Source organism: Nocardiopsis deserti (genome assembly GCF_008638355.1).
GTDB lineage: Bacteria > Actinomycetota > Actinomycetes > Streptosporangiales > Streptosporangiaceae > Nocardiopsis > Nocardiopsis alborubida.
Genome location: NZ_VWVS01000015.1, coordinates 312,909 through 334,659 on the forward strand (window position 1 = coordinate 312,909; position 21,751 = coordinate 334,659).

Consider the following 21,751-nt stretch of genomic DNA (forward strand, 5'->3'; position numbering starts at 1 on the left):
GTCGGCCACCGGCACATGGTCACCGGCACGCCCGCCCCGCGCGCGGCGCTGACCGGCCCGTCCGTGCGGCGCCTGCCCCGGACCGGCCGCGAGGCCGCCCCGGAGACCGGGGTGCTGGCCAGGTGAGCACCGCACAGGACACCGCACCGCACACGCAGGCCGCGCCGGAACCGGAGACCGGGCGCGCGGCCTCCCCGCTCGGCGTCCTCATGGAACCCGTCAGGGGGCGCGTCCGCGCGGCCGTGGTCCTCCAGGGCCTGGCCAGCGCGCTCGGCCTCGTCCCCCTGATCTGCCTGGCCGAGGCGGCCGCCGCGCTGCTCGCCGACGGGCCGACCGACACCGCCCTGGTGTGGACGCTGGTCGCGGTCGCGCTGGCCGGAGCGGTCGCCGCCCTGGCCGCGGGCACCGCCTCCACCCTGGTCGGCCACCTGGCCGACAACGACATGCAGCTGTCCGTGCGGCGCGCCCTGGCCCGCCACATGGGGAGGGTCCCGCTGGGCTGGTTCTCCGGCCGCGGCTCGGGCCGGGTCAAGAAGGCCCTGCACGACGACATCGAGGACGTCCACTCCCTGGTCGCCCACACCCTGCCCGACCTGGCCGCCGTCGTGACGGTCCCCGTCGTCGCCCTGGCCTACCTCGCCTCCGTGGACTGGCGCCTGACCCTGGTCGCGGTGCTGCCGGTGGCCGCGGGCGTGCTGCTGTTCGCACGGGCCATGGCCGGGTCCACGCACAAGATGGCCGAGTACGCCGAGGCGATGGGCGCGATCAACACCGCGGCCGTGGAGTTCGTCGACGGCATCCAGGTGGTCAAGCACTTCAACGGGCACCGCAGGGCCCACGAGCGCTTCACCCGGGCCGCCGACGCCTTCGCGGACTTCTTCGTCTCCTGGTCGCGCGCCACCACCCCGGCCACGGTCGCCTCCTTCCTGGTGCTGTCGGCGCCCACGGTCACCGTCACCGTGGTGGCGGCGGGGGCGGGCTTCACCGCACTGGGGTGGAGCGACCCCGTGTCGGTGGTGGCCTTCGCCCTGCTGGCCCCGGCGCTGTGCGCGCCGGTGAACGTGATCGGCTCACGGGTGCAGCAGATCCAGACGGCGAGGGCCGCCGCGGGACGGGTCCGCGACCTGCTCGCCACCCCGCCCCTGCCCGAGGGCTCCGGAGGGGGACCGCGGGGCGCCCGCGTGGTCTTCGACGGAGTGCGCTTCGCCTACCCGGCCCAGGACGGCGCCGAGGGAGGCGGGGAGGTGGGCGAGGAGGTCCTGCGCGGAGTGGACCTGGCCCTGGAACCGGGCACCGTGACCGCGCTGGTCGGTCCGTCCGGCGCGGGCAAGACCACCCTGGCCACCCTGCCCGCGCGCTTCGCCGACGTCACCGCCGGATCGGTGACCGTGGGCGGTGCGGACGTGCGCGACATCCCCACCGAGGAGCTGTACCGCACGGTCGGCTTCGTGTTCCAGGACGTGCGGCTGCTGAGGGAGACCGTGGCCGACAACATCGCCATGGGCCGTCCCGGGGCGACCCGCGGGGAGGTGGAGGAGGCCGCCCGGGCCGCGCGCGTCGCCGAGCGGATCGAGGCGCTGCCGCGAGGCTACGACTCCGTGGTGGGCGAGGACGCCGACCTGTCCGGCGGCGAGGCCCAGCGGGTCTCCATCGCCCGCGCCCTGCTCGCCGACACCCCCGTGCTGGTCCTGGACGAGGCCACCGCCGCCGTGGACCCGGTGTCGGAGGCGGCCATCCAGGACGCCCTCAGCGAACTGGCCCGGGGGCGCACGGTCCTGGTGATCGCGCACCGGCTGAGCACCGTGGCCGGGGCCGACCTCATCGCGGTCATGGACGACGGCCGCGTGGTGGAGCGCGGCACCCACGGTGAGCTGCTGGCGCGCGGCGGCCGGTACGCCGACCTGTGGCGCGCCCAGCACCCGGATGCGGGCGACGGGGATGCCAGCGACGGCGTCGTCCCAGGTGAAGGCGCCCGTGACGGGGGCGCGCCCCATGGAAGCACCCGTGGCGAAGACGCACGGGACGAACCGGGAGAAGACCAGTGATCCGAGCCTTCCTCAAGGCCCTGGGCCCCGAGCAGGCCGGGCCCATGCGCGCGAGCCTCGCGCTCACCACCGTCGTCTCGGCCCTCCAGGGTGTGCTGTTCGCCCTCCTGGTGCCCGTGCTGACCCGCCTCCTGGGCCCCGACCCGGACCGGGCCTGGCCCTGGGCGGCCGTCCTGCTCGCCGCCACCGCCGCCTACGCGGTCCTGCGCGCGGGCAGCCTGTACCTCAACTTCCGCGTCGGCGGCGCGCTCTCGCGGGGCCTGCACCACCGGCTCGGCGACCACGTCGTCCGCCTGCCCCTGGGATGGTTCACCGGCGGTCGGGTCGGGGAGCTCAACCGCCTCGCCACCGACGGCGTCTCCCGGGCCACCAGCCTGCCCGTGCACCTGTACCCGCCCCTGGCCGACGCGGTGGTCACCCCCGTCGTCTCGGTCCTGGCCCTGTTCGTGTGGGACTGGCGGATCGCACTCGCCGCCGCCGCCTGCCTGCCCCTGCTGTGGATGGTCTTCACCCTGTCCGGCGAGGCGGTGGGGCGCAACGACGCCGCACGCGACGCCGTCACCGACGAGGCGGCCGACCGGGTGCTGGAGTACGCCCGCGCCCAGCCCGTGCTGCGGGCCTTCGGGCGGACGGACCGGGGCGGTGAACGGCTCGACGCGGCGCTGGAGGCCGAGCACGGCGCCGCCCGCCGACTGCTGCTGCGTGCGGTTCCCGCCCTGCTCTGCTACTCCTTCGCCGTGCGGCTGGCCTTCGGCCTGCTCCTGGTGGCCACCGTGTTCCTCGCGCTCGGCGGCACCCTCGACGCGCCCCTGGCGGTCGCACTGCTCGTGCTCGCGGCAAGGTTCGTCCACCCCCTGTCCGGCGCGGCCGACCAGGGGGCCGCCCTGAGGATGGCGACGAACGGGCTCGACCGGATCAACGCCGTCCTGGAGGCACGCCCCCTCCCCGAGCCGGACGCTCCCGTCCCGCCCCGGGGCGCGGACGTGGAGTTCGACGACGTGTCCTTCTCCTACACACCGGACGGGCCCCGCGTCCTGGACGGGGTCTCCTTCCGGGCCGAACCCGGGACGCTCACCGCCCTGGTCGGGCCCTCCGGCTCCGGCAAGACCACGGTGGCCCGGCTGCTGGCGCGCTTCCACGACGCCGACGCGGGCAGCGTGCGCCTCGGCGGTGTCGACGTGCGCTCGGTCGGCAGCGAGGAGCTGTCCCGGCGCGTGGCGATGGTCTTCCAGGACGTGTACCTGTTCGACGCGAGCATCGCCGAGAACGTGCTCCTGGCCGACCCCGGGGCCACGCGCGAGGACCTGGACCGGGTGGCCGTCGCCTCCGGCCTCGACGCGGTGGTGGCCGAGCTCCCCGACGGCTGGGACACCCGCGTCGGCGAGGGCGGCGCCTCGCTCTCGGGAGGGCAGAAGCAGCGGGTCTCCATCGCCCGCGCCCTGCTCAAGGACGCGCCGGTCGTCGTCCTGGACGAGGCCTCGGCCGCCCTGGACGCGGAGAACGAGGCGCTGCTGACCGCCACCGCCGTCGCTCTCGCGCGGGAGCGCACGGTGCTCGTCATCGCGCACCGGCCCGCCACCGTGGCCGCCGCGGACCGGGTGGTCTTCCTCGACGCCGGACGCGTCGCCGAGACCGGGACCCCGGACGGCCTCCTCGCCGCGGGAGGGCGCCACGCCGATTTCGTCCGTGCGCGGGAGCGGGCCCGGGGCTGGAGGCTGACCGCCGAACCCTCCTGACCCGGACCGGCCCTCCGACCGGCGCGGGTCGGCACCGGTCGCCCCGAACGGCACTGCCCCGAGCCCGTCCGCGCGCGGCGTCCCCACCGCCGCGCGCGGATCCCACCCGCCCCGAGTCCACGTCCACCTCGGAACCGGGCGTCGGCACGCAGGGGGAGTGACGGCCCTCATACGCGCGGGTGGCGTGGGCCTCCCGGGCGGAACCCGGGCCGACCGCTGCCCCGGCGGCCGGGGCCCCCGGGGCAAACCGGGTATCCCCTTCCCCGCAGGGCTTCCGCGTCCCCACGCGCGGCGGTCCGGCGCGCCCCCTCGGTCCCGCCTTGTCCCTGTTCGGCGGGGGGCGGGGGGATTAATAATGAAAACGGTTGTCATATGCTGCTCTGGTCCGCCGAGGCGTCCGCGCGCCGCGGCGGCCTCCCCGCCCCCGACCCGGAAGAACCGCTGTGCACCTGCGCAAGATCCCTCCCGGCGCCTGCCTGGCCGCCGCCTCCGCCCTCCTGCTGACCGCCTGCTTCCCCTCCGGCGGCGACAACGCCGCCTCCGACGAGGACGGGCGCATCGCGGTGGCGATGATGCAGCCGCCCAGGTCGGCCCTCTCGCCGCTCACCGACGACGCCTTCAAGCTCTCCCGCTGGAGCACCGCCGAGACCCTCGTCGTCCTGGACGAGGTCGGCGACCCCCAGCCCGGCCTGGCCACCGAGTGGACCCAGGTCGACGACACCACCTGGACCTTCACCATCCGCGACGGCGTGACCTTCCACGACGGCACGGAACTGACCGCCGACGTGGCCGCGCACTCCCTGGAGTACGCCGCGCAGGCCTCGCCCAAGCCGCGCATCCTCGACGGCGTCGAACTCGGGATCGAGGCCGAGGGCGACACCGTCACCGTCACCACCGCCGAGGCCGACCCGCTCGTCCCGCAGCGCCTGTCCTCGCCGCAGCTGTCGATCCTGGCCGAGAGCGCCTACGAGGGGGACACGGTCAGCCCGGTCGGCACCGGCTCGGGCCCCTTCGAGCTGGTCGAGGTCAACGGCACCACCTCCGCGAGCCTGGATCGCTACGACGACTACTGGGGTGAGGCCGCCCTGGCCCCGGGCATCGACGTCAGCTTCGTGCCCGACGGCACCGCCCGCGCCGCGGCCCTGCGCACCGGCGAGGCCGACATCGTGGAGGCCGTGCCCACCTCCCAGACCGCCCTGCTGGACCAGGAGCTCATCACCGAGGTGCCCATGCCGCGCACCAACACCCTCTACCTCAACACCCAGGACGGGCCCTTCACCGACCCCGGCCTGCGCGCCGCCGCACGCGAGGCCATCGACCGACAGGAGCTGGTGGACGGCGTCTACGAGGAGCGCGCGGACGTGGCCGAGGGCCTCCTGGGCCCCGCGCTGCCCTGGGCCGCCGACCGCCCCGAGCGCTCGGGGGCCACCGAGGCCGCCGCCCCCGACGGCGCCGTCATCACCCTGGCCACCTTCACCGACCGCGCCGAGCTGCCCGAGGTCGCCACCGTCCTGGAGCAGCAGCTGGAGGACGCCGGGTTCGAGGTCGAACAGGTCGTGCGCGAGTACGCCAACATCGAGGAGGACGCCCTCAACGGCGAGTTCGACGCGTTCATCCTCTCCCGGGCGACCGTCCTGGACTCCGGCGACCCCGCCGCCTACATGACGAGCGACTTCTCCTGCGACGGCTCCTTCAACATCGCCCAGCTGTGCGACGAGGAGGTGGACGCGGCGCTGGAGGAGGCCGAGCGGACTCCCGCGGGCGACGAGCGGCGCGCCGCGATCCTGGAGGCCGAGGCCGCCGTCCTGGCCACCGACGCCGCCATCCCCATGCTGCACGAACGCGTCATCCAGGGCGACGCCGCGAACGTCGTGGACTCGGCCAAGGACCCGCGCGAGCGCCTGCTCGTCACCCCGCGGACCCGGCTGGACTGATGGACGCCGCCCCCGCCCGCACCGCCGCCCCCGCCCGCACCGGGGCCGGGTGGCTCCTGCCCCTGGTCTCCCGCGTCGCCGCCCTGGCCCTGGTCACGGTCGTCGTCGGACTCCTGCCCTGGCTGTCCGGGCGCGACCCCGCCCTGTCGGTGCTGCGCGCCCGCTCGGCCGAGCAGGCGCCCACGCCCGAGGTGCTCGACGCCATCCGCGAGGACCTCGGCCTGGCCGACGGCCCCGCGGTGACGCTCGCCCGCTGGTTCGGCGGCGTCCTGCAGGGCGACCTCGGCCGCTCCTGGGTCTCCGACGCGCCCGTGCTGCCCTCGGTCGTCTCGGCCATGGGCGTGTCCCTGACGGTCATGGGCGCCGCGCTCGTCGTCGCCCTGCTCGTCGCGACCGCGCTGTGCGCCCCCGCGCTGGTGCGCGGAGCGCGCGGCACCCAGCGCCCGGGCGGGTCGGGCAGCGGGGCCGCCGCCGCGATGCTCACGGCCCTGCCCGAGTTCCTCGTCGCCGTCCTGCTCATGGTCTCGCTCTCGGTGTGGCTGGGCTGGCTGCCGCCCTACGGCTGGCAGGGGCCGGTGAACCTCGTGCTCCCCGCCCTGGCGCTGGGCCTGCCCGCGGGCGGACTGCTGGGACGACTGCTCGACGACGCGCTGCCCGCCGTCCTCGCCGAGCGCTGGGTGGGGCTGTGGACGGCCTCGGGCTGCTCTCCGGCCGCCATCGCCGCCGCGGCCCTGCGCCGGGCCACCCCCGCCCTCATCCCCCAGTTCGCCATGGTCGTCGTCGGCCTGACCGGCGGCGCCGTCGCGGTCGAGACGGTCTTCGCCGTCCCCGGGATCGGCCGCACCGCCCTGGGCGCCGCCCAGTCCCAGGACCTGCCGCTGCTCCAGGGTTCCGTGCTCGGCCTGGTGCTGCTCGGCACCGCGGCCGGGGTCGCCGCCCAGGCCGCGCGCCGCCTCCTGCTGGGCCCGGGCCTGCACGACGCGGCCCTGTCCCTGCCCCCGCCGCCCACGGCCCCCGCGGGAGCAGTGCGCCGCGCGGTGCCCGCGGTGTGCGCGGCGCTGATCCTGGCGGTGTGCCTGTGGGGTCTGACCCGCGACGCCATGACCGTCCAGGTGGCCGAACGCCTCGCCGCGCCCTCCTGGGACCACCCCCTGGGCACCGACGCGGTCGGCCGCGACGTCCTGGCCCGGCTCGGGCACGGTGCCCTGGCCACCGTGGGCACGGCGGCGCTGGTGTGCCTGGCCAGCCTGGCCGTCGCGCTGCTGGTCGGGTTCGCACCGGCGCTGTCGGCGGGCGCCTCGGAGATAGCCAACGCCCTGCCCCCGGTGATCGCCGGAATCCTGGTGGCCGCCATCGCCGGGCCCGGACCCCTCGGCGCCGCCGTGGCCGTGGCCCTGGTCTCCTGGCCCCCGCTCGCCGCGCACACCTCCGCGCTGGTCCAGGAGACGCGCGCGGCCGCCTACCTGACCGCGCAGCGTGCCCTGGGCGCCGACTCCCGCTGGATCCTGGTCAGGCACGTCCTGCCCGCGGTCCTGGGGCCGGTGACCCGCCACGCCGCGCTGCGCCTGCCGGGCATCGCGCTGGCCATCGCCTCGCTCGGCTTCCTCGGACTGGGCTCGCAGCCGCCCTCGGCCGAGTGGGGCCTGAGCCTGTCGGAGTCCCTGGCCTACGTGGAGCGCGCGCCCCTGGCGGCCCTGGCCCCGGCCGCCATGCTCCTGCTGCTGGCCGCGTTCGCCGTCTCCTCGTCCACGCTCCCCCGGGGCTCGTGGACGCCCTCGCGGCGCCGGACGTTCCGTCCCGCCGCGGCCGCACCACCCCAAGGAGCCCTGACGTGACGATCGGCGACAAGGAAGTGAGGACGAACGGGCGCGGCCTTCCGGTCCCGGACGGCGGGGCGCCCGAGACCGGGGAAGCGGTGAGCGGTGAGGCACTGCTGTCGGTCCGCGACCTGCGGGTCACCCTGCCCGGACGGCGAGGTGGCGGGGTCCGCGCCGTGCGCGGGCTCTCCTTCGACGTGCGCCCCGGCGAGGTGCTCGCGCTCGTGGGGGAGTCGGGGGCCGGGAAGTCGGTCACCGCCCGCGCCGTCCTGGGCATGGCGCCCTCCGGCGCCTCCGTCGCCGGAAGCGTCCGCCTGGACGGACGGGAACTGGTCGGCGCCCCGCCCTCGGCCCTGCGGCCCCTGCGCGGGCGGCGGATGTCCCTGGTGCCCCAGGACGCGCTCGCGGTGCTCAGCCCCGTGCACACCGTGGGCGCCCAGCTCGTGCGCGCCCTGCGCTCCGTGCGCCGGATGAGCCGGGCCTCGGCGTGGGAGCGGGCGGTGGCCGCCCTGGACCGGGTCGGCATCCCCGACGCGGCCCGGCGCGCGCACGCCTACCCGCACGAGTTCTCCGGCGGCATGCGCCAGCGGGCGGTCATCGCGATGGCCACGGTCAACGAACCCGCCCTGGTGTTCGCCGACGAGCCCACGACCGCGCTCGACCCCAGGATGCAGGCCCGGATGCTGGAACTGCTGTGCGGGCTGCGGGAGCGGACCGGTACCGCGGTCGTCCTGGTCACCCACGACCTGGGCGTCGTCGGCGGCTACGCCGACCGGGTGGTGGTCGTCTACGCCGGGCGCCACGTCGAGTCGGGCCCGGTGGGGCCGGTCCTGACCCGGCCCCGCGCCCCCTACACCGCGGGCCTGGTCGCCGCTCTGCCCCGGCCCGGGGCCGAGGACCGCCGCCTTCCCGCCATCGCCGGAACGCCCCCATCGCCGGAGGCGCTGCCCGGCGGCTGCGCCTTCGCGCCCCGCTGTCCGCTGGCGGAGGATCGGTGCCACGCCGAGGAGCCCTCACCCGCGGCGGCGGGGGAGTCGGGCAGGCTGGTCTCCTGCCACCGCTGGCAGGACCTGCCCGACCCGGCGTTCTCCCTGTTCACGGGCACCGCGCACACACCATGAGGAAGGACGACATGACCACCCCACCGCTGCTGAGCGTGCGCGATCTGGTGGTGCGCTACCCGGGCCGCACCCGGCGGGCCGACCCGGTGACGGCCGTCGACGGGATCTCCTTCGACATCCACGCGGGGGAGACGCTCGCTCTGGTCGGAGAGTCGGGGTGCGGCAAGTCCAGCACCGCCGCCGCCGTGATCGGACTGCGCCGCCCCCAGGCCGGAACGGTGCGCTTCGAGGGCAGGGAGCTGACCGCCATGGGCGAGAGGGAACTGCGTGCCCTGCGCCCCGCGCTCCAACCGGTCTTCCAGGACCCCTACGGCTCGCTCAGCCCGCGCCTGCGCGTGCGCGACGCCGTCGCCGAACCCCTGCGCATCCACGGCCGCTGGGACCGCGCGACCGGCCCCGCTCGGGTGGCGGAGCTCCTGGAGAAGGTCGGGCTGGACCCCGCGCACGGCGACCGGCTGCCGCACGAGCTCTCCGGCGGGCAGTGCCAGCGCGTGGGGATCGCCCGCGCGCTGGCCTGTGAGCCGCGGCTGCTGGTCCTGGACGAGCCGGTGTCCGCCCTGGACTCCTCGGTGCGCGCCGGGGTGCTCAACCTGCTCACCGGCCTCCAGGACGAACTGGGGCTGGGCTACCTGTTCATCTGCCACGACCTGGCACTCGTCGGGCACGTCGCGCACCGCGCGGCGGTCATGCGCGAGGGTCGGCTGGTGGAGACCGGCCCCGCCCGCCAGGTCTGCTCCGACCCCGCCGACCCCTACACCCGCGAACTGGTGGAGGCCGTCCCGGCCTTCCCCGGCACCTTCCGGGACCGGCCGCTGCCGAGCGCCTCGTGAGCCCGGAACGGCCTCCCCGCAGACGCGGAGACGGGAGCGGGAACGGACACGGGAGCGGGAGCGGGAGCGTCCTGTCCCGGACCACCGCGCGCGGGGCCGCGGCGCTGCGCGGCGTGTGCGGCCTGCCCGCGCTGCCCCTGCTGCTGGTCGGCTCGCAGTTCGCGTTCAACGTCGGCTTCTTCGCGGTCCTGCCCTACCTCGCCGATCACCTCGGCGGCGCCCTGGGCCTGGCCGGATGGCTGGTCGGCCTCGTGCTGGGCCTGCGCACCTTCAGCCAGCAGGGCCTGTTCGTGGTGGGCGGCACGCTCACCGACCGGTTCGGGGCGCGCCCGGTGGTGCTGGCGGGCTGCGCGCTGCGCGTGGCCGGGTTCTGTTGGCTCGGCTTCGCGCAGGACACCGGGTCGGTCATCGCCTCGGTCCTGCTCATCGGCTTCGCCGCCGCGCTGTTCTCCCCGGCGGTGGAGACCGAGATCGTGCGCCAGGCCGTGCGGCACGAGCGGCGGACGGGTGAACCCCGCACCCGTATGCTCGCCCTGTTCTCCGTCGCGGGGCAGGCGGGAACCCTCGTCGGTCCGCCGCTGGGCGCCCTGCTGCTGCTCGGCGGTTTCCGCGCCGCCTGCCTGGTCGGGGCCGCGGTCTTCGCCGCCGTGCTGGCCGGGCACCTGCGGCTGATGCCCCGCACCGCGCCGGACGCGCCCGCGGCGGTCGACCGGGGGACGCCGCGCCTGCGGGAGGGGCTGCGGCTGCTGCTGGGCAACCGCCGGTTCCTGGCGCTGAGCCTGGCCTACAGCGGCTACCTGCTGGCCTACAACCAGCTCTACCTGGCCCTGCCCGCGGAGGTGGAGCGGGCGACCGGCTCCCAGACGGCGCTGGGCTGGCTGCTGGCCTGGGCGTCGCTGCTCTACATCGTCACGCAGATGCCCGTGCTGCGCTGGGCCTCCGCTCGTCTGACGCGGCGCGCGACGCTGGTGTGGGGGCTGGTGCTGATCTGCCTGGGCTTCGCCGGGGCCGCCGCGTCGATGCCGGTCGGCGCGCTGGGCGGGCTCGTGCCCTCCGCGGTGTTCGTCACCGGGCTGACCCTGGGCCAGGTGCTCATCGTGCCCACGGTGCGGGCCTGGATCCCCGACCTGGTCGAGGACCGCCACCTGGGCCTGTTCACGGGTGCGCTGTCCTCGCTGTCGGGGCTGGTGGTGCTCCTGGGCAGCGTGCCCGCGGGGGCGCTGCTGGACCTGGGCGGACCGCTTCCCTGGCTCCTGCTCGCCCTGGTGCCGCTCGCCGGAGCGGCGCTGGTCCCCGGCCGGGGCCGCACCTCCTGACCCGGGCAGCTCTGGCGTGCGCGCCGGCGCAGGTGATGGCTCCCTCCCCCCGCGAGGTTTCGCTGCGCACCGGGGAAGGGTAAGCGTTTTCCATACTGAGGGGCAAGAACTGCCGCACACGTCCGCTCCGAGGCGGAACCCAGGCCGCCCCGAGTCGCCCTTCGTGCTCGGTCATGCGGCTTCGGTGGCAGCCGTGGCGAGAGGGACTGTCGGAGCGGCGGGATGGTCCACCAGGTGGTCCACGGATGTGAACCGTTGACACACATGTGAACACAGTGCTAAAAACTGACCATCCTAGTCCTTGGATAGCGCTTACCAGACCATTCCGAGCCGTTCCGCCCCTGTGTTCCCACGCACACGTCCGTGTCCGCGTCCCCCCGGACGGCCGGACGCGGTCACCCCCGCCGAAGCCCCAGCCGTCACCGGCGCGAGCCGGAAGCCGAAGGGAAACACCACCATGCGCGTACCCCCGGGCCGAGGGCGCCGCCACGGCCGCCGCGGCACCGCCCTGTCCGCGACCGCCGCGGCCGCGGCGACGGTCCTGCTCGCCTCCGCCTGCTCGGGCTCCGACGACGGCACCGTGGAGCTGCGCTTCTCCTGGTGGGGCTCCAACGAGCGCCAGGCCACCATGCTCCAGGTCATCGAGAACTTCGAGGCCGACAACCCCGACATCCGGATCACGGCGGAGACCACCGACTGGTCCGCGTACTGGGACCGCCTGGCCACCACCACCGCGGCCAACGACTCCCCCGACATCCTCATGCAGGAGGAGCGCTACCTGCGCGAGTACGCCGACCGCGGCGCCCTGATGGACCTGTCCGAGGCCGAGGGGCTGGACCTGTCGCTGATCGACCCGCTGGTCGCCGAGAGCGGTCAGCTGGACGGGCAGACCTTCGGCGCGGCCAGCGGCGTCAACGCCTACTCCATCCACGCCGACCCCGAGGCCTTCGCCGCCGCGGGGGTGGAGATGCCCGACGACGACACCTGGACCTGGGCGGACTACGTCGAGATCGCCGGACAGATCAGCGAGGGCAGCGGCGGCGAGTTCGTCGGCGCCCAGAGCATGAGCTACAACGAGGCCGGTTTCCAGGTCTTCGCCCGCCAGCACGGGGAGGCGCTCTACAGCGAGGACGGCGGCCTCGGCTTCTCCCAGGAGACCCTGGAGGCCTGGTTCGAGATCACCCAGGACCTGCTGGACAACGGCGGCCAGCCCAGCGCGGCCCGGAGCGTGGAGATCCAGGCTGGCGGCATCGACCAGTCGGTCGTGGCCACGGGCGAGGGCGCCATGGCGCACTTCTGGAGCAACCAGCTCGGCAACGTGGTCGAGGCCTCCGGGCGCGAGATCCAGCTCCTGCGCTACCCGGGCGAGACCGAGTTCGACCGGACCGGCCTGTTCTTCAAGCCGGCCATGTTCTACTCGATCTCCGCGGGCTCCGAGCACCCGGAGGAGGCGGCCCGCTTCGTCGACTACATGCTCAACGACCCGGCGGCGTCCGAGCTGCTCCTGGCCGACCTGGGCCTGCCCGCCAACACCGAGGTCCGCGAGGCCATCCTCGACGACCTGCCCGAGTCCGACGCCCGGATGGCCGAGTTCATGGGCGAGATCGAGGGCACGATCGTGGACGGCAACCCGCCCGCGCCGATCGGTGCGGGCCAGGTCGTGGACATCAGCAGCCGCGTCAGCGACGGGCTCGCCTTCGGCGACCTCACCCCGGCCGAGGCCGCCGAGCAGTTCATGACCGAGGTCGAGGCGGCCATCGAGACCTCCTGAGCCGCCCGGCGCGGCGTCCGGTGCGGGTGAGACCCGCACCGGACGCCACCCGAGGGGCGCGACCACGCCTGCGAACGCGCACGGCCACGACCGCACACGCACGCGCCCGCATGCACGCACACGCACGCAATCCCCCCACACGCGCCCGCACGACAGCACACCCGCACACACACGTACTCGTACGACCACGAGCAAAGGACGTCCATGACCCCGCCCGCCGGAGCGGCCACGCAGGACCGCGTCACCAGCGTCACGATCTCCTCGGTCACCCTTCCCCTGGACACGCCCATCAGCGACGCCAAGGTCCTCACCGGGCGCCAGCGCCCGATGACCGAGGTCGCGATGCTCTTCGCCGAGATCACCACCGAGGCCGGTCACGAGGGCGTCGGGTTCGGCTACTCCAAGCGGGCGGGCGGCCCCGGACAGTTCGCCCACGCCCGGGAGGTGGCCTCCGTCCTGCTGGGGGAGGACCCCAGCGACACGGGCAAGATCTGGGACAAGCTCGTCTGGGCGGGCGCCTCGGTGGGCCGCAGCGGGCTGGCCACCCAGGCGATCGCACCCCTCGACATCGCCCTGTGGGACCTCAAGGCCAAGCGGGCGGGCCTGCCGCTGGCCAAGCTCCTGGGCAGCTACCGCGACTCGGTGCGCTGCTACAACACCTCGGGCGGCTTCCTCCACGCGCCCGTCGAGGAGGTCATGGAGAGGTCGGCCGCGGCGGTGGCCGACGGCATCGGCGGCATCAAGCTCAAGGTCGGCCACCCCGACAGCGCCACGGACCTGGCCCGGGTCGCGGCGGTGCGCGAGCACCTCGGCGACGGCGTGCCGCTGATGGTCGACGCCAACCAGCAGTGGTCGCGCGCCGACGCCCAGCGCATGTGCCGGGCCTTCGAGGAGTTCGGGCTGGTCTGGATCGAGGAACCGCTGGACGCCCACGACTTCGAGGGCCACGGGCGCCTGGCCGCGACGTTCGACACCTCCATCGCCACCGGCGAGATGCTCACCAGCGTCGCCGAGCACGCCGAGCTGATCCGGCACGGGGGCGCGGACATCATCCAGCCCGACGCGCCCCGGATCGGCGGCATCACGCAGTTCCTCCAGGTCATGGCGATGGCCGACCGGCGCCACCTCCAGCTGGCCCCGCACTTCGCGATGGAGGTCCACATCCACCTGGCCGCGGCCTACCGGCACGAGCCCTGGGTGGAGCACTTCGAGTGGCTCGACCCCCTCTTCAACGAACACCTGGAGATCTCGGGCGGGCGCATGCACCTCTCCGACCGGCCCGGCCTGGGGGTGAGCCTGAGCGATCAGGCGCGCGCGTGGACGGTCGACACCTACCAGGCCAAGGCCTGATCGCGGCGGTGTGAGGGCCGGGACCGGGGCGCGGTCCCGGCCGGGGCGCCGTCCGAGCCGGGATCCGCGCGGTCGGCCCGGCTCCGGTCCGCCCCGCGGCGAAGCCGGGCGCGGCCCCTCCCGGAGCCGTGGCCGACGGGGAACGCGGCCGCCGCGGGCCCGGCTCAGGAGCCCCCGCGCCGGGCGACGACCTCCTCCAGCAGCCGCACCGCCGTGCCCGCGCCGTCCTCGGCGCGCACCCGTTCGCCCAGGACGCGCGCCCGTTCGGCGAGAGCGGGGTCGCCGACCGCGCGGGCCAGGGCCGAGGCCAGGGCGTCCACGGTCAGGCGTTGGCCCCGCAGCGGGGTGACGGCGGCCCCGGCCGCGTGGGTCCGCTGCGCCCAGAACGGCTGGTCGCCCCAGAAGGGGCATCCGACCTGCGGTCTGCCCGCGGCGAGCGCGGCGCCGGTGGTCCCGGCGCCGCCGTGGTGCACGACCGCCGAGCACCGCGGGAACAGCCGCTCGTGCGGGGCCCCGTCGAGGACCAACACGTCGTCCCCACCGGCTCCGGCGGTGATGCCGCCCCGGCCCGAGGCGACGACCGCGCGCACCCCGGCCCGGCGCACGGCCTCGCCCACCACGTGCCCGGTGGCCGCGGGGTCGGCGGTGGGCAGGCTGCTGAACCCGACGAACACCGGCGGCCTCCCGGCGTCCAGGAACGCCTCCAGTTCCGGGGAGGGCCGCCACCGCGTGTCCGGCGGCGGGAACCAGAAGCCGGTGGTGCGCACCCGCGGCGGATAGTGCGTACGCGGTGGGAGCAGGTGGCGGCTGAACGCCTGGAGCACGGTGGAGGGGCTCCCGTCCGGCTGGTGCAGCGGGTCGTGGTGCCCGGCCCTTCGGGGCAGGCCCAGCCCGTCCCGGAACTCCTCGACCACAGCGCGCTGTCCGCGCAGGGTCAGGGCGGCCAGCCGGTAGGTCAGCGGGTTGAGCGCCGCGGGCGCCCACCGCGGCCAGGGCACGCCGGGGGCGGGGAAGGCACGGGTGGGCACCCAGGAGGGCTGGAGGGCCACCGGGACGGAGGGCACGCCCAGGCGTTCGGCGATGTGCCCTCCCGGCATACCGGGGATGTGCACGACCACGTCCGCGTCCTCGTCGGCGAGCGGGGCCATGTCGTCGTGGACCCTGCGCATGAGCGGGGCGATCCTGCGCAGCAGGGCGGCGGCGTGCACGGCGCCGCGCAGCCCCCGCAGTCCGGTTTCCATCACGCCGTTCAGCTCGGGATCGCCCATGAGGGCGTTGGGGCCGTCGTCCACCGGGCGGTAGGCGACGTCGTACTCGGCGGCCAGCGGGGCGGCGGACGCGGGGCCCGCGACCACACCGGTGTGCCCGGCCGCGCCCAGGGCCCTGGCCAGGGCCAGGAAGGGCTGGACGTCTCCGCGGGTGCCGTGGGTGAGCAGGAGGGCGTGCACGTCGGTCATTCCTTCCGGGGGGTGAGACCCCGCGCGACGATGTCGATCAGCAGGTCGAGGGTCTGGTGGTAGTGCTCCGGCGCCGCCAGTCGGTCGGCGTTCACGGGCAGGAGCAGGACGGCCTGGAGGACGCCGACGATGGCGGCCGGATGGGCGTCCACCAGTTCGCCCGTCCCGCGCCGGGCGTCCACGAACGCGCCCAGCGCGACGGCGGGGTTGTCGGGGGAGGAGGCGGCCCGGGACGGGGCGACCCTGCGCGCGACCGCGTCCATCTCCTCGGGGTGGGTCACGAGCCGTCCGTACAGGGGGTTGTCGGCCAGCTCGTCCAGACTGGCGCGCAGGAACCGCCGCAGCCCCTCGCGGGTGTCGTCGGTGCTGGTCAGGGCGTCGTCGATGACGCGCTCCCTGACCTTGGCCATCTGGCGCAGCATCAGCTCCAGGTAGAGGGCCTCCTTGGAGTCGAAGAAGGCGTAGAAGCTGCTCTTGGCGATACCGGCGGGCGCGACCAGCTCCTCCAGGGAGGTCTTGCGCAGCCCCCGGGTGGTGAACAGGGCGCGTCCGGACTCCAGCAGCAGGCCGGTGATGCGTTCCTTCTCCTGTGCGGAGAACGCGGGTGGCACGGTGGTTCCTCCCTCGGTGGCGGTGTCCGCGGACGGTGGTTCCCGGTCAGCGTGCGGCGGCCGGTGCGCGCCCGTCCCGCCCGCCGTGTCGGTGGCCGGTCAGGGACAGGGGGAGCGAACGCCAGCGTGCCACGGCGACCACGACCGCGGTGACCACCGCCATGGCCAGGCCCAGGGGGAGCACGGTGGCCAGCCCGTCCGCGCCGGAGTTGGCGACGGTCCAGGCGATCTTGACCACCAGCCCGCCGTTGACGACGACCAGGCCCCAGCCCAGGGAGCGGTACCAGAACGCCGCGCACAGCGAGCCGAGCAGCGCGGGCACCAGCGGCAGGGTGGCCCAGGTGACCCAGGTGGGGTCCGTGAACAGTTCCCTCTCCATCTCCAGGACCCCGGCCATGGCCGGGTCGATCTCCTCGGGCGCGGGGAACCAGAAGAAGCTGGAGAGCATGGCCACCATGGTCAGCGCCAGCGGCACGGGCCTGCGCGTCCAGCAGAAGTAGGCGATGGGCAGGAAGAACAGCGGTCGGATGTACCAGCTCAGCGGGTTGAGGTGGCGCGGCCAGGCCCAGGCGAGGAAGTCGGTGAGCAGGTCCATGGGGGTCCGTTCGACGAGTGCTTGAAACTATAAAAACACTTTGGATGTTTGTTTTCAAGAGGGCGTGCGGGCGCCGTCGTCCGGGCGGGGGTCCCACGGCCGACGGCCGGAGTCCGTCGTCGAACGGTGCCGCGAGGGCGGACGCGGGCGCCGGAGCCTCCGCGCCGGGGCCGGGAACGGTTCGGCCGCGACCGAAGTGTCGGTCTCCTAGAGTCCCGGTCATGACCACCGACCAGCGAACGGACCCGGGGAGCGCCGCCCCGGCCGCGCCCCTCGCCCACCGCACCATCCGACCGCGCATCCTCTACTTCGGCACCCCCGTGGTGCTGATCTCCACCGTCAACGACGACGGCACCCCCAACCTCGCCCCGATCTCCTCGGCCTGGGCCCTGGGGTACCTGCTGGTGCTGGGACTGGGGGCCACCGGGCAGACCGCGCGCAACCTGGCGGCGCGCCCCGAACTCGTGGCCAGCCTCCCCGCCGCCGAGGACTGGGCCAGCGTCGAGCGCCTGGCCCCGCTGACCGGGCGCGATCCCGTGCCCCCGGGCAAGCCGCCGGGCTGCCGCTTCGAGGCCGACAAGTTCGCCGCCGCGGGTCTGACCCCGCAGGAGTCGCAGCGGGTCGCGCCGCCCCGCGTGGCCGAGTGCCCGTTGCAGCTGGAGGCCCGGGCGGTGCGCGTGGACGCCGACGCCTCGGGCGAGCTCACCGTGGTCCAGGCCGAGGTGCTGCGGGTGCACGCGGACGAGCGCCTGGTGGTGCCCGGCACCGACCACGTCGACCCCGCGCGCTGGAACCCGATGATCTACAGCTTCCGCCACTACTTCGGGCTGGGGCGCCAGCACGGGCACTCCCACCGCTCGGAGACGCCCGGCGCCTGAGCGGACGGCTGCCGACGGCCGCGGGAGTGCCGGCTGACCGGCCCGGCCGGGCCCGCGCTCAGTCCAGGTCGGACATGTCGAGCACGAAGCGGTGGCGGACGTCGTTGCGCTCCAGGCGTTCGAGGGCCGTGTTCACCTGGGACGACGGCAGCAGCTCGATGTCGGCGGTGATGTCGTGTTCGGCGCAGAAGCTCAGCATGGCGGCGGTGGACGGGCGGCCACCGCTGCCCGCGGAGCTGAGACTCTTGCGGCCGATGAGCAGGTCGGTGGTGTCGACGGTGACCGGGCCGAGGTGGCCGAGGTGGCTGAGGGTGCCGTCCATGGCGACCGCGCCCAGGTAGGGGGCCAGGTCGTGGGGGACGGAGACGGTGTCGATGACCACGTCGAACCGGTCCCGGACGGCTTCCATCCGCTCGGCGTCGGTGGAGACGACGAACCCGTCCGCGCCGAGCCCGTGTGCTTCGTCGGCCTTGTCCGGGGTGCGGCTGATGACGGAGGTCGTGGCGCCGAGCGCGACGGCCAGTTTGACGGCGAGGTGGCCCAGGCCGCCCAGTCCGGCCACGGCGACCGTGCTGCCCGGGCCCACCCCGAGGGCCCGCAGGGGCTCCCAGACGGTGACGCCGGCGCAGAGCAGGGGGGCCGCTCCGGCCGGGTCGAGGCCCGGGGGCAGCCGGTAGGCGAACCTCTCACGGACGAGGTACTCGCGGGAGTAGCCGCCCAGGGTGGTCGCCCCGTCCCGCCGGTCGCTGCCGCCGTAGGTCAGGGTCGGGAACTCGCGGCAGAAGTTCTCCTGACCGGCCCGGCACATGGGGCACGTGCCGCACGAGTCGACGATGTTGCCGACGGCCACGGGGTCGCCCGGGGCGAAGCCGGTGACCGCGCCGCCGACCTCGCTCACCGTGCCCGTGAACTCGTGCCCCGGTACCAGGACCCCGTCCGCGTCGCTCCTGTGCGCGCGCAGGGCGTGCAGGTCGCTGAAGCAGACGCCGCAGTAGTCCACGCGTACCGCGACGTCGTCCGGGCGCAGGTCCCGGCGCTGGAGGGATGCACGTCGCAGAGCGCGTGTCGCGGGATCCGCCTGCCAACCGGTCGTGGTGCGCATCTCTCTCCTTAAACAGACTGTTCGGTCTATTTGACCTTAGGCAGGACGGGCCGATTCCGCAAACAAACCGGTCGGTCTGCTAGCGTGGAGGCCATGCCTGAGCAGTCGATGCCCGACCAGCCGTCGAGCGCGCGCGGAGCCGCGACGTACCAGCGGATCATCGACGCCGCCACGCGGGAGTTCGCCCAGTACGGCATCGCCGGAGCCCGCGTCGAGCGGATCGTCGCCGCCGCCCGGACCAACAAGGCGCAGCTCTACGGCTACTTCGGCAACAAGGAACGGCTCTTCGACGCGATCTTCTTCGCCTCTCTGGAGCGCATCACCAACGTCGCCCCCATCGACGCCGAGGACCTGGCCGACTGGGCCGTGCGCCTCTACGACGAGTACCTCGCCTGTCCCGACCTCATCCGCCTCGCCACCTGGGCCCGCCTGGAGCGGCGCCCGGAGGGACACCTCGTCGCGGAGCACGAGCGCTACGACGACCACAAGCTCCGCGCCGTCGCCGAGGCCCAGGCCGCCGGGCGCGTCAGGCCGGGTGACCCCTTCGACGTGATGGCCGTGGTCATCGCCATGTCGATGGCCTGGTCGCCGGTGAGCAACGTCTACGCCGCCACCGCCGCGGAGCCCCCGGACGTGCACGACCAGCGGCGCGCCCTGTTGCGGGACTGCGTCCGCCGCGCCGTCGCCCCGGGACAGGCGGCGTCCGCCGCGCCGTGAGCCGGGGGGCTCGCGGCCAGGGTGGGCGCGGCCGAGGGGGAGCTGCCGGTGCGGTGGTCCCGTCCCCGCCGCCCCGCACCCGGCGCTGTCACCCCCGGAGTTCCCCGAGGCCGCGGCCGACGCGGACGCAGGCCAGGGCGCCCGCGACCGCCCCGACGGCGGTGAGGACGAGGGCTGCGCGGACCACGGTCGCGGTGTCCCCGGCGACGGCGGCCCCGAACATGGCCATCGCCCAGTACCCGGGGGAGAACGGGGACGCGGCCTGCGCCCAGGCGGGCATCATGGAGAGCGGCGCGAGGGCTCCGCCGAGGGCGCTCACGGCCAGGGCGCCGACGTCGCAGACGGCGGCGAGCTCCCCGTGGCCGCGCACGAGGCCCGCCAGCGCCACGCCGACGGCCAGGAGGGCGAAGGCCCACACGCAGACCGCGAACAGCAGGAGCGCCGGTGTTCCGGCGACCGGCATGCCCACCACCCGGGCGCCGAAGAGCAGGAGCAGCCCCTGCTGGAGGACCAGGAGCGCGAAGACGGGCAGCGCCTTGCCGACCAGCATCTCCACGACCGACGCCGGGCTCGCGCGCAGGCGGTTCCAGGTGCGCCAGGTGCGTTCGCTCAGCAGCGCGGTGCCCACGACCGACAGCGATAGCACCGAGAACATGACGAGCATGCCGGTGACGGCCTGCGTCCGCCCGCCGTCGGGCAGCGCAGCCCGGTAGAGCGGGCTGAAGACGAGCATGAGCACCATGGGCATGACCAGGTAGCTGACGAGGTGCCCGGGGTCGCGCAGCCGGAGCACCGTGTTGTGGCGGACCAGCAGCGCCAGCCGCCGCGCGGGTTCAGTGCGCACGGGCCACCGCACGGTACAGGTCGTCGAGGGTGGGCTGGCGCAGGTCCACGGCGCGCACCGGCCGCGCGTGTTCGGTGAGCATCCGCGCCAGGGTGGCGGTGGGGTCGGTGGTGGGCACGCGCACCTCCTCGTTGTCGAAGGTCAGGCGCACCTCCCCGGGCAGGCCGTCGAGCAGCTCCGGGGCGCTGCCGCGGGAGAGGATCCGGCCCCCGTGCGCCACGGCGATGCTGGCGCCCAGTTCGGTGAGTTCGGGCAGGTAGTGGGTGGTGTACACGACCGTCGCGCCCTGTGCGGCCCGGGCGCGCACCGCGTCGAGGAGGGCCTGTCGGGTCTCGGGGTCCACACCCGCGGTCGGCTCGTCCAGGAGCAGGAGGGAGGGACGGTGGACCATCGCGGCGGCGGCCTGGACCCGGCGCTGCTGGCCTCCGGAGAGCACGCCCACCCGGCGGTCGAGGAAGCCGGTGAGCCGGAGCGCGTCGGCGATCTCGTCGACGGCCGCGTCCAGGGAGCGGCGGCGCAGGCCGTGCAGGCCGCCGAACAGGCGCAGGGTCTCGCGGGGCGTGACGGTCGGGTACAGCGCGAGGTGCTGGGGCGCCAGGCCGAGGAGGCGGCGGGCGGCCCGGGGCGGCTCCCCGCCGAGCAGCACCCGGCCGCCGTCGGGGCGCAGCAGGCCCGAGACGACATGGGCGAACGTGGTCTTTCCGGCTCCGTTGTGGCCCACCAGTCCGACGATCTCGCCGGGTTCGGCGACCAGTGTGAAACCGTCCAGGGCACGGACGGATCCGAACTCCTTGACCAGGGATAACGCTTCCAACATGGGAGGATTCCTCGAATTTCTCGTGGGATTCCATGACGATTGTCTACGGTGTAGACTATGGCTGTGCGCAAGATCAAGCAAGAAAGAAGGCCGGAGATCCTCGACGCCGCCCTGCGGCTCTCGGAGGAGCGGGGGCTGGCGGCCGTGTCGATGCGCGCGGTCGCGACCGACATCGGTCTCACCCCGATGGCCCTGTACGGGTACTTCGAGGGCAAGGAGGCCCTCCTGGACGGGCTCGTCGGCCGCCTGCTGCGGGAGCTGCCCCTGCCCGGCTCCGCCCCCGCGTCCGACTGGCGCGACCGGCTGCTGGCCTGCGCCCGCGGGGCCCGCGCGCTGGCGCACCGGTACCCACGGACGTTCCCCCTGCTGCTGGACCGGCCCGCCGAACTCCCGGAGGCGATGCGGGTCGTGGACGCGCTCTACGCGGCGCTGCTGGACGCGGGCGTGCCGGACGCGCAGGTGGCGGCCCTGGAACGGATGATCAGCACGTTCGTCCTGGGCTTCGCGGTATCGGAGGTCAACGGCCGCTTCGGGGAGGGCAACCTCGGCACGCGCGGGCGCCGCGAGCTGGCGGACCCCCGGCAGGTGCCCGCGCACCACCGGCTCGGCGAGGTGCTGGACCGCCCGGTCGACTGGGACGCCGAGTTCGAGGAGGGGCTGGGCCGACTGCTGGAGGTGGTCGAGAGGTCGGCGGGAGGACGCGCGGACGACGCCCCCGGGCGCGCGGGTGACACGGGGCGGGGAGCAAGGTAGAACAGCACGAGCGCCCCGAACGCCGGAGCCCGCCCGGCCGAGAACCCTGACGCCGGG

The 21,751-nt window shown here is 75.0% G+C and carries 18 protein-coding genes; 12 read left to right on the top strand and 6 right to left on the bottom strand.

Features of this window, described 5'->3' with window-relative positions; all coding sequences use genetic code 11:
• Nucleotides 1-122: 122 nt before the first annotated feature.
• From FYW99_RS21335 to FYW99_RS21375, 9 genes are all read left to right on the top strand, one after another.
• Nucleotides 123-2,045: an ABC transporter ATP-binding protein gene (locus tag FYW99_RS21335; RefSeq protein WP_150253793.1), complete on the top strand. Its 1,923-nt coding sequence runs from the start codon at nt 123-125 to the stop codon at nt 2,043-2,045.
• Nucleotides 2,042-3,781, top strand: a complete 1,740-nt coding sequence (locus FYW99_RS21340) for an ABC transporter ATP-binding protein (RefSeq protein ID WP_150253794.1) — start codon at nt 2,042-2,044, stop codon at nt 3,779-3,781. Before FYW99_RS21335 ends, FYW99_RS21340 begins: the two co-directional genes overlap by 4 nt.
• A gap of 443 nt (nt 3,782-4,224) precedes the next feature.
• Nucleotides 4,225-5,715, top strand: a complete 1,491-nt coding sequence (locus FYW99_RS21345; protein WP_150253795.1) for an ABC transporter substrate-binding protein — start codon at nt 4,225-4,227, stop codon at nt 5,713-5,715.
• The gene (locus FYW99_RS21350) at nt 5,715-7,550 is read left to right on the top strand and encodes an ABC transporter permease subunit (protein WP_150253796.1); all 1,836 of its coding nucleotides are present in this window, start codon (nt 5,715-5,717) and stop codon (nt 7,548-7,550) included. Before FYW99_RS21345 ends, FYW99_RS21350 begins: the two co-directional genes overlap by 1 nt.
• A gap of 80 nt (nt 7,551-7,630) precedes the next feature.
• Nucleotides 7,631-8,653 carry an ABC transporter ATP-binding protein gene (locus FYW99_RS21355; RefSeq protein WP_150253849.1) on the top strand — a complete coding sequence of 341 codons (1,023 nt, stop codon included), beginning with the start codon at nt 7,631-7,633 and terminating at the stop codon, nt 8,651-8,653.
• Between the two features lie 11 nt (nt 8,654-8,664).
• Nucleotides 8,665-9,483, top strand: coding sequence for an ATP-binding cassette domain-containing protein (locus tag FYW99_RS21360; protein ID WP_150253797.1), 819 nt, complete (start codon nt 8,665-8,667; stop codon nt 9,481-9,483).
• Nucleotides 9,480-10,799: an MFS transporter gene (locus FYW99_RS21365; protein WP_150253798.1), complete on the top strand. Its 1,320-nt coding sequence runs from the start codon at nt 9,480-9,482 to the stop codon at nt 10,797-10,799. The genes FYW99_RS21360 and FYW99_RS21365 overlap by 4 nt, the downstream gene beginning before the upstream one ends.
• Before the next feature lie 457 nt (nt 10,800-11,256).
• Nucleotides 11,257-12,570, top strand: coding sequence for an ABC transporter substrate-binding protein (locus FYW99_RS21370; RefSeq protein WP_150253799.1), 1,314 nt, complete (start codon nt 11,257-11,259; stop codon nt 12,568-12,570).
• Nucleotides 12,571-12,774: 204 nt separating this feature from the next.
• The gene (locus FYW99_RS21375) at nt 12,775-13,920 is read left to right on the top strand and encodes an L-talarate/galactarate dehydratase (RefSeq protein WP_150253800.1); all 1,146 of its coding nucleotides are present in this window, start codon (nt 12,775-12,777) and stop codon (nt 13,918-13,920) included.
• A gap of 164 nt (nt 13,921-14,084) precedes the next feature.
• Here the strand turns inward: FYW99_RS21375 and FYW99_RS21380 are convergent, their stop codons facing one another.
• From FYW99_RS21380 to FYW99_RS21390, 3 genes are read right to left on the bottom strand one after another with little or no spacing between them, the layout of a single operon-like run.
• Entirely contained in the window at nt 14,085-15,377 is a 1,293-nt protein-coding gene (locus FYW99_RS21380; RefSeq protein WP_150253801.1) for a nucleotide disphospho-sugar-binding domain-containing protein, read from the bottom strand.
• Nucleotides 15,374-15,988, bottom strand: a complete 615-nt coding sequence (locus FYW99_RS21385; RefSeq protein WP_150253802.1) for a TetR/AcrR family transcriptional regulator — start codon at nt 15,986-15,988, stop codon at nt 15,374-15,376. Before FYW99_RS21385 ends, FYW99_RS21380 begins: the two co-directional genes overlap by 4 nt.
• Nucleotides 15,989-16,034: 46 nt before the next feature.
• Nucleotides 16,035-16,583 (bottom strand): hypothetical protein, encoded by a 549-nt coding sequence (locus FYW99_RS21390; protein ID WP_150253803.1) that lies wholly within the window; start codon nt 16,581-16,583, stop codon nt 16,035-16,037.
• Between the two features lie 221 nt (nt 16,584-16,804).
• Here FYW99_RS21390 and FYW99_RS21395 point away from each other — a divergent pair, with 221 nt between their 5' ends.
• Nucleotides 16,805-17,461, top strand: coding sequence for a flavin reductase family protein (locus tag FYW99_RS21395; protein ID WP_150253804.1), 657 nt, complete (start codon nt 16,805-16,807; stop codon nt 17,459-17,461).
• A 58-nt stretch (nt 17,462-17,519) separates the two neighbouring features.
• Here the strand turns inward: FYW99_RS21395 and FYW99_RS21400 are convergent, their stop codons facing one another.
• Nucleotides 17,520-18,563 (bottom strand): NAD(P)-dependent alcohol dehydrogenase, encoded by a 1,044-nt coding sequence (locus FYW99_RS21400; protein ID WP_150253805.1) that lies wholly within the window; start codon nt 18,561-18,563, stop codon nt 17,520-17,522.
• A gap of 93 nt (nt 18,564-18,656) precedes the next feature.
• On the opposite strand from FYW99_RS21400, the gene FYW99_RS21405 reads away from it, so the two are divergent.
• Nucleotides 18,657-19,280 (top strand): TetR/AcrR family transcriptional regulator, encoded by a 624-nt coding sequence (locus tag FYW99_RS21405; protein ID WP_150253806.1) that lies wholly within the window; start codon nt 18,657-18,659, stop codon nt 19,278-19,280.
• A gap of 88 nt (nt 19,281-19,368) precedes the next feature.
• Here FYW99_RS21405 and FYW99_RS21410 read toward each other — a convergent pair whose 3' ends face one another.
• On the bottom strand, nt 19,369-20,124 hold the full coding sequence (locus FYW99_RS21410) for an ABC transporter permease (RefSeq protein WP_150253807.1): 756 nt from the start codon (nt 20,122-20,124) through the stop codon (nt 19,369-19,371).
• Nucleotides 20,114-20,941 carry an ABC transporter ATP-binding protein gene (locus FYW99_RS21415; protein WP_150253808.1) on the bottom strand — a complete coding sequence of 276 codons (828 nt, stop codon included), beginning with the start codon at nt 20,939-20,941 and terminating at the stop codon, nt 20,114-20,116. Before FYW99_RS21415 ends, FYW99_RS21410 begins: the two co-directional genes overlap by 11 nt.
• 63 nt (nt 20,942-21,004) lie before the next feature.
• Between FYW99_RS21415 and FYW99_RS21420 the strand changes: the two genes are divergently transcribed.
• A complete protein-coding gene (locus FYW99_RS21420; protein ID WP_223839356.1) occupies nt 21,005-21,694 on the top strand; it encodes a TetR/AcrR family transcriptional regulator in 690 nt (229 codons plus the stop codon).
• Nucleotides 21,695-21,751: the final 57 nt, after the last annotated feature.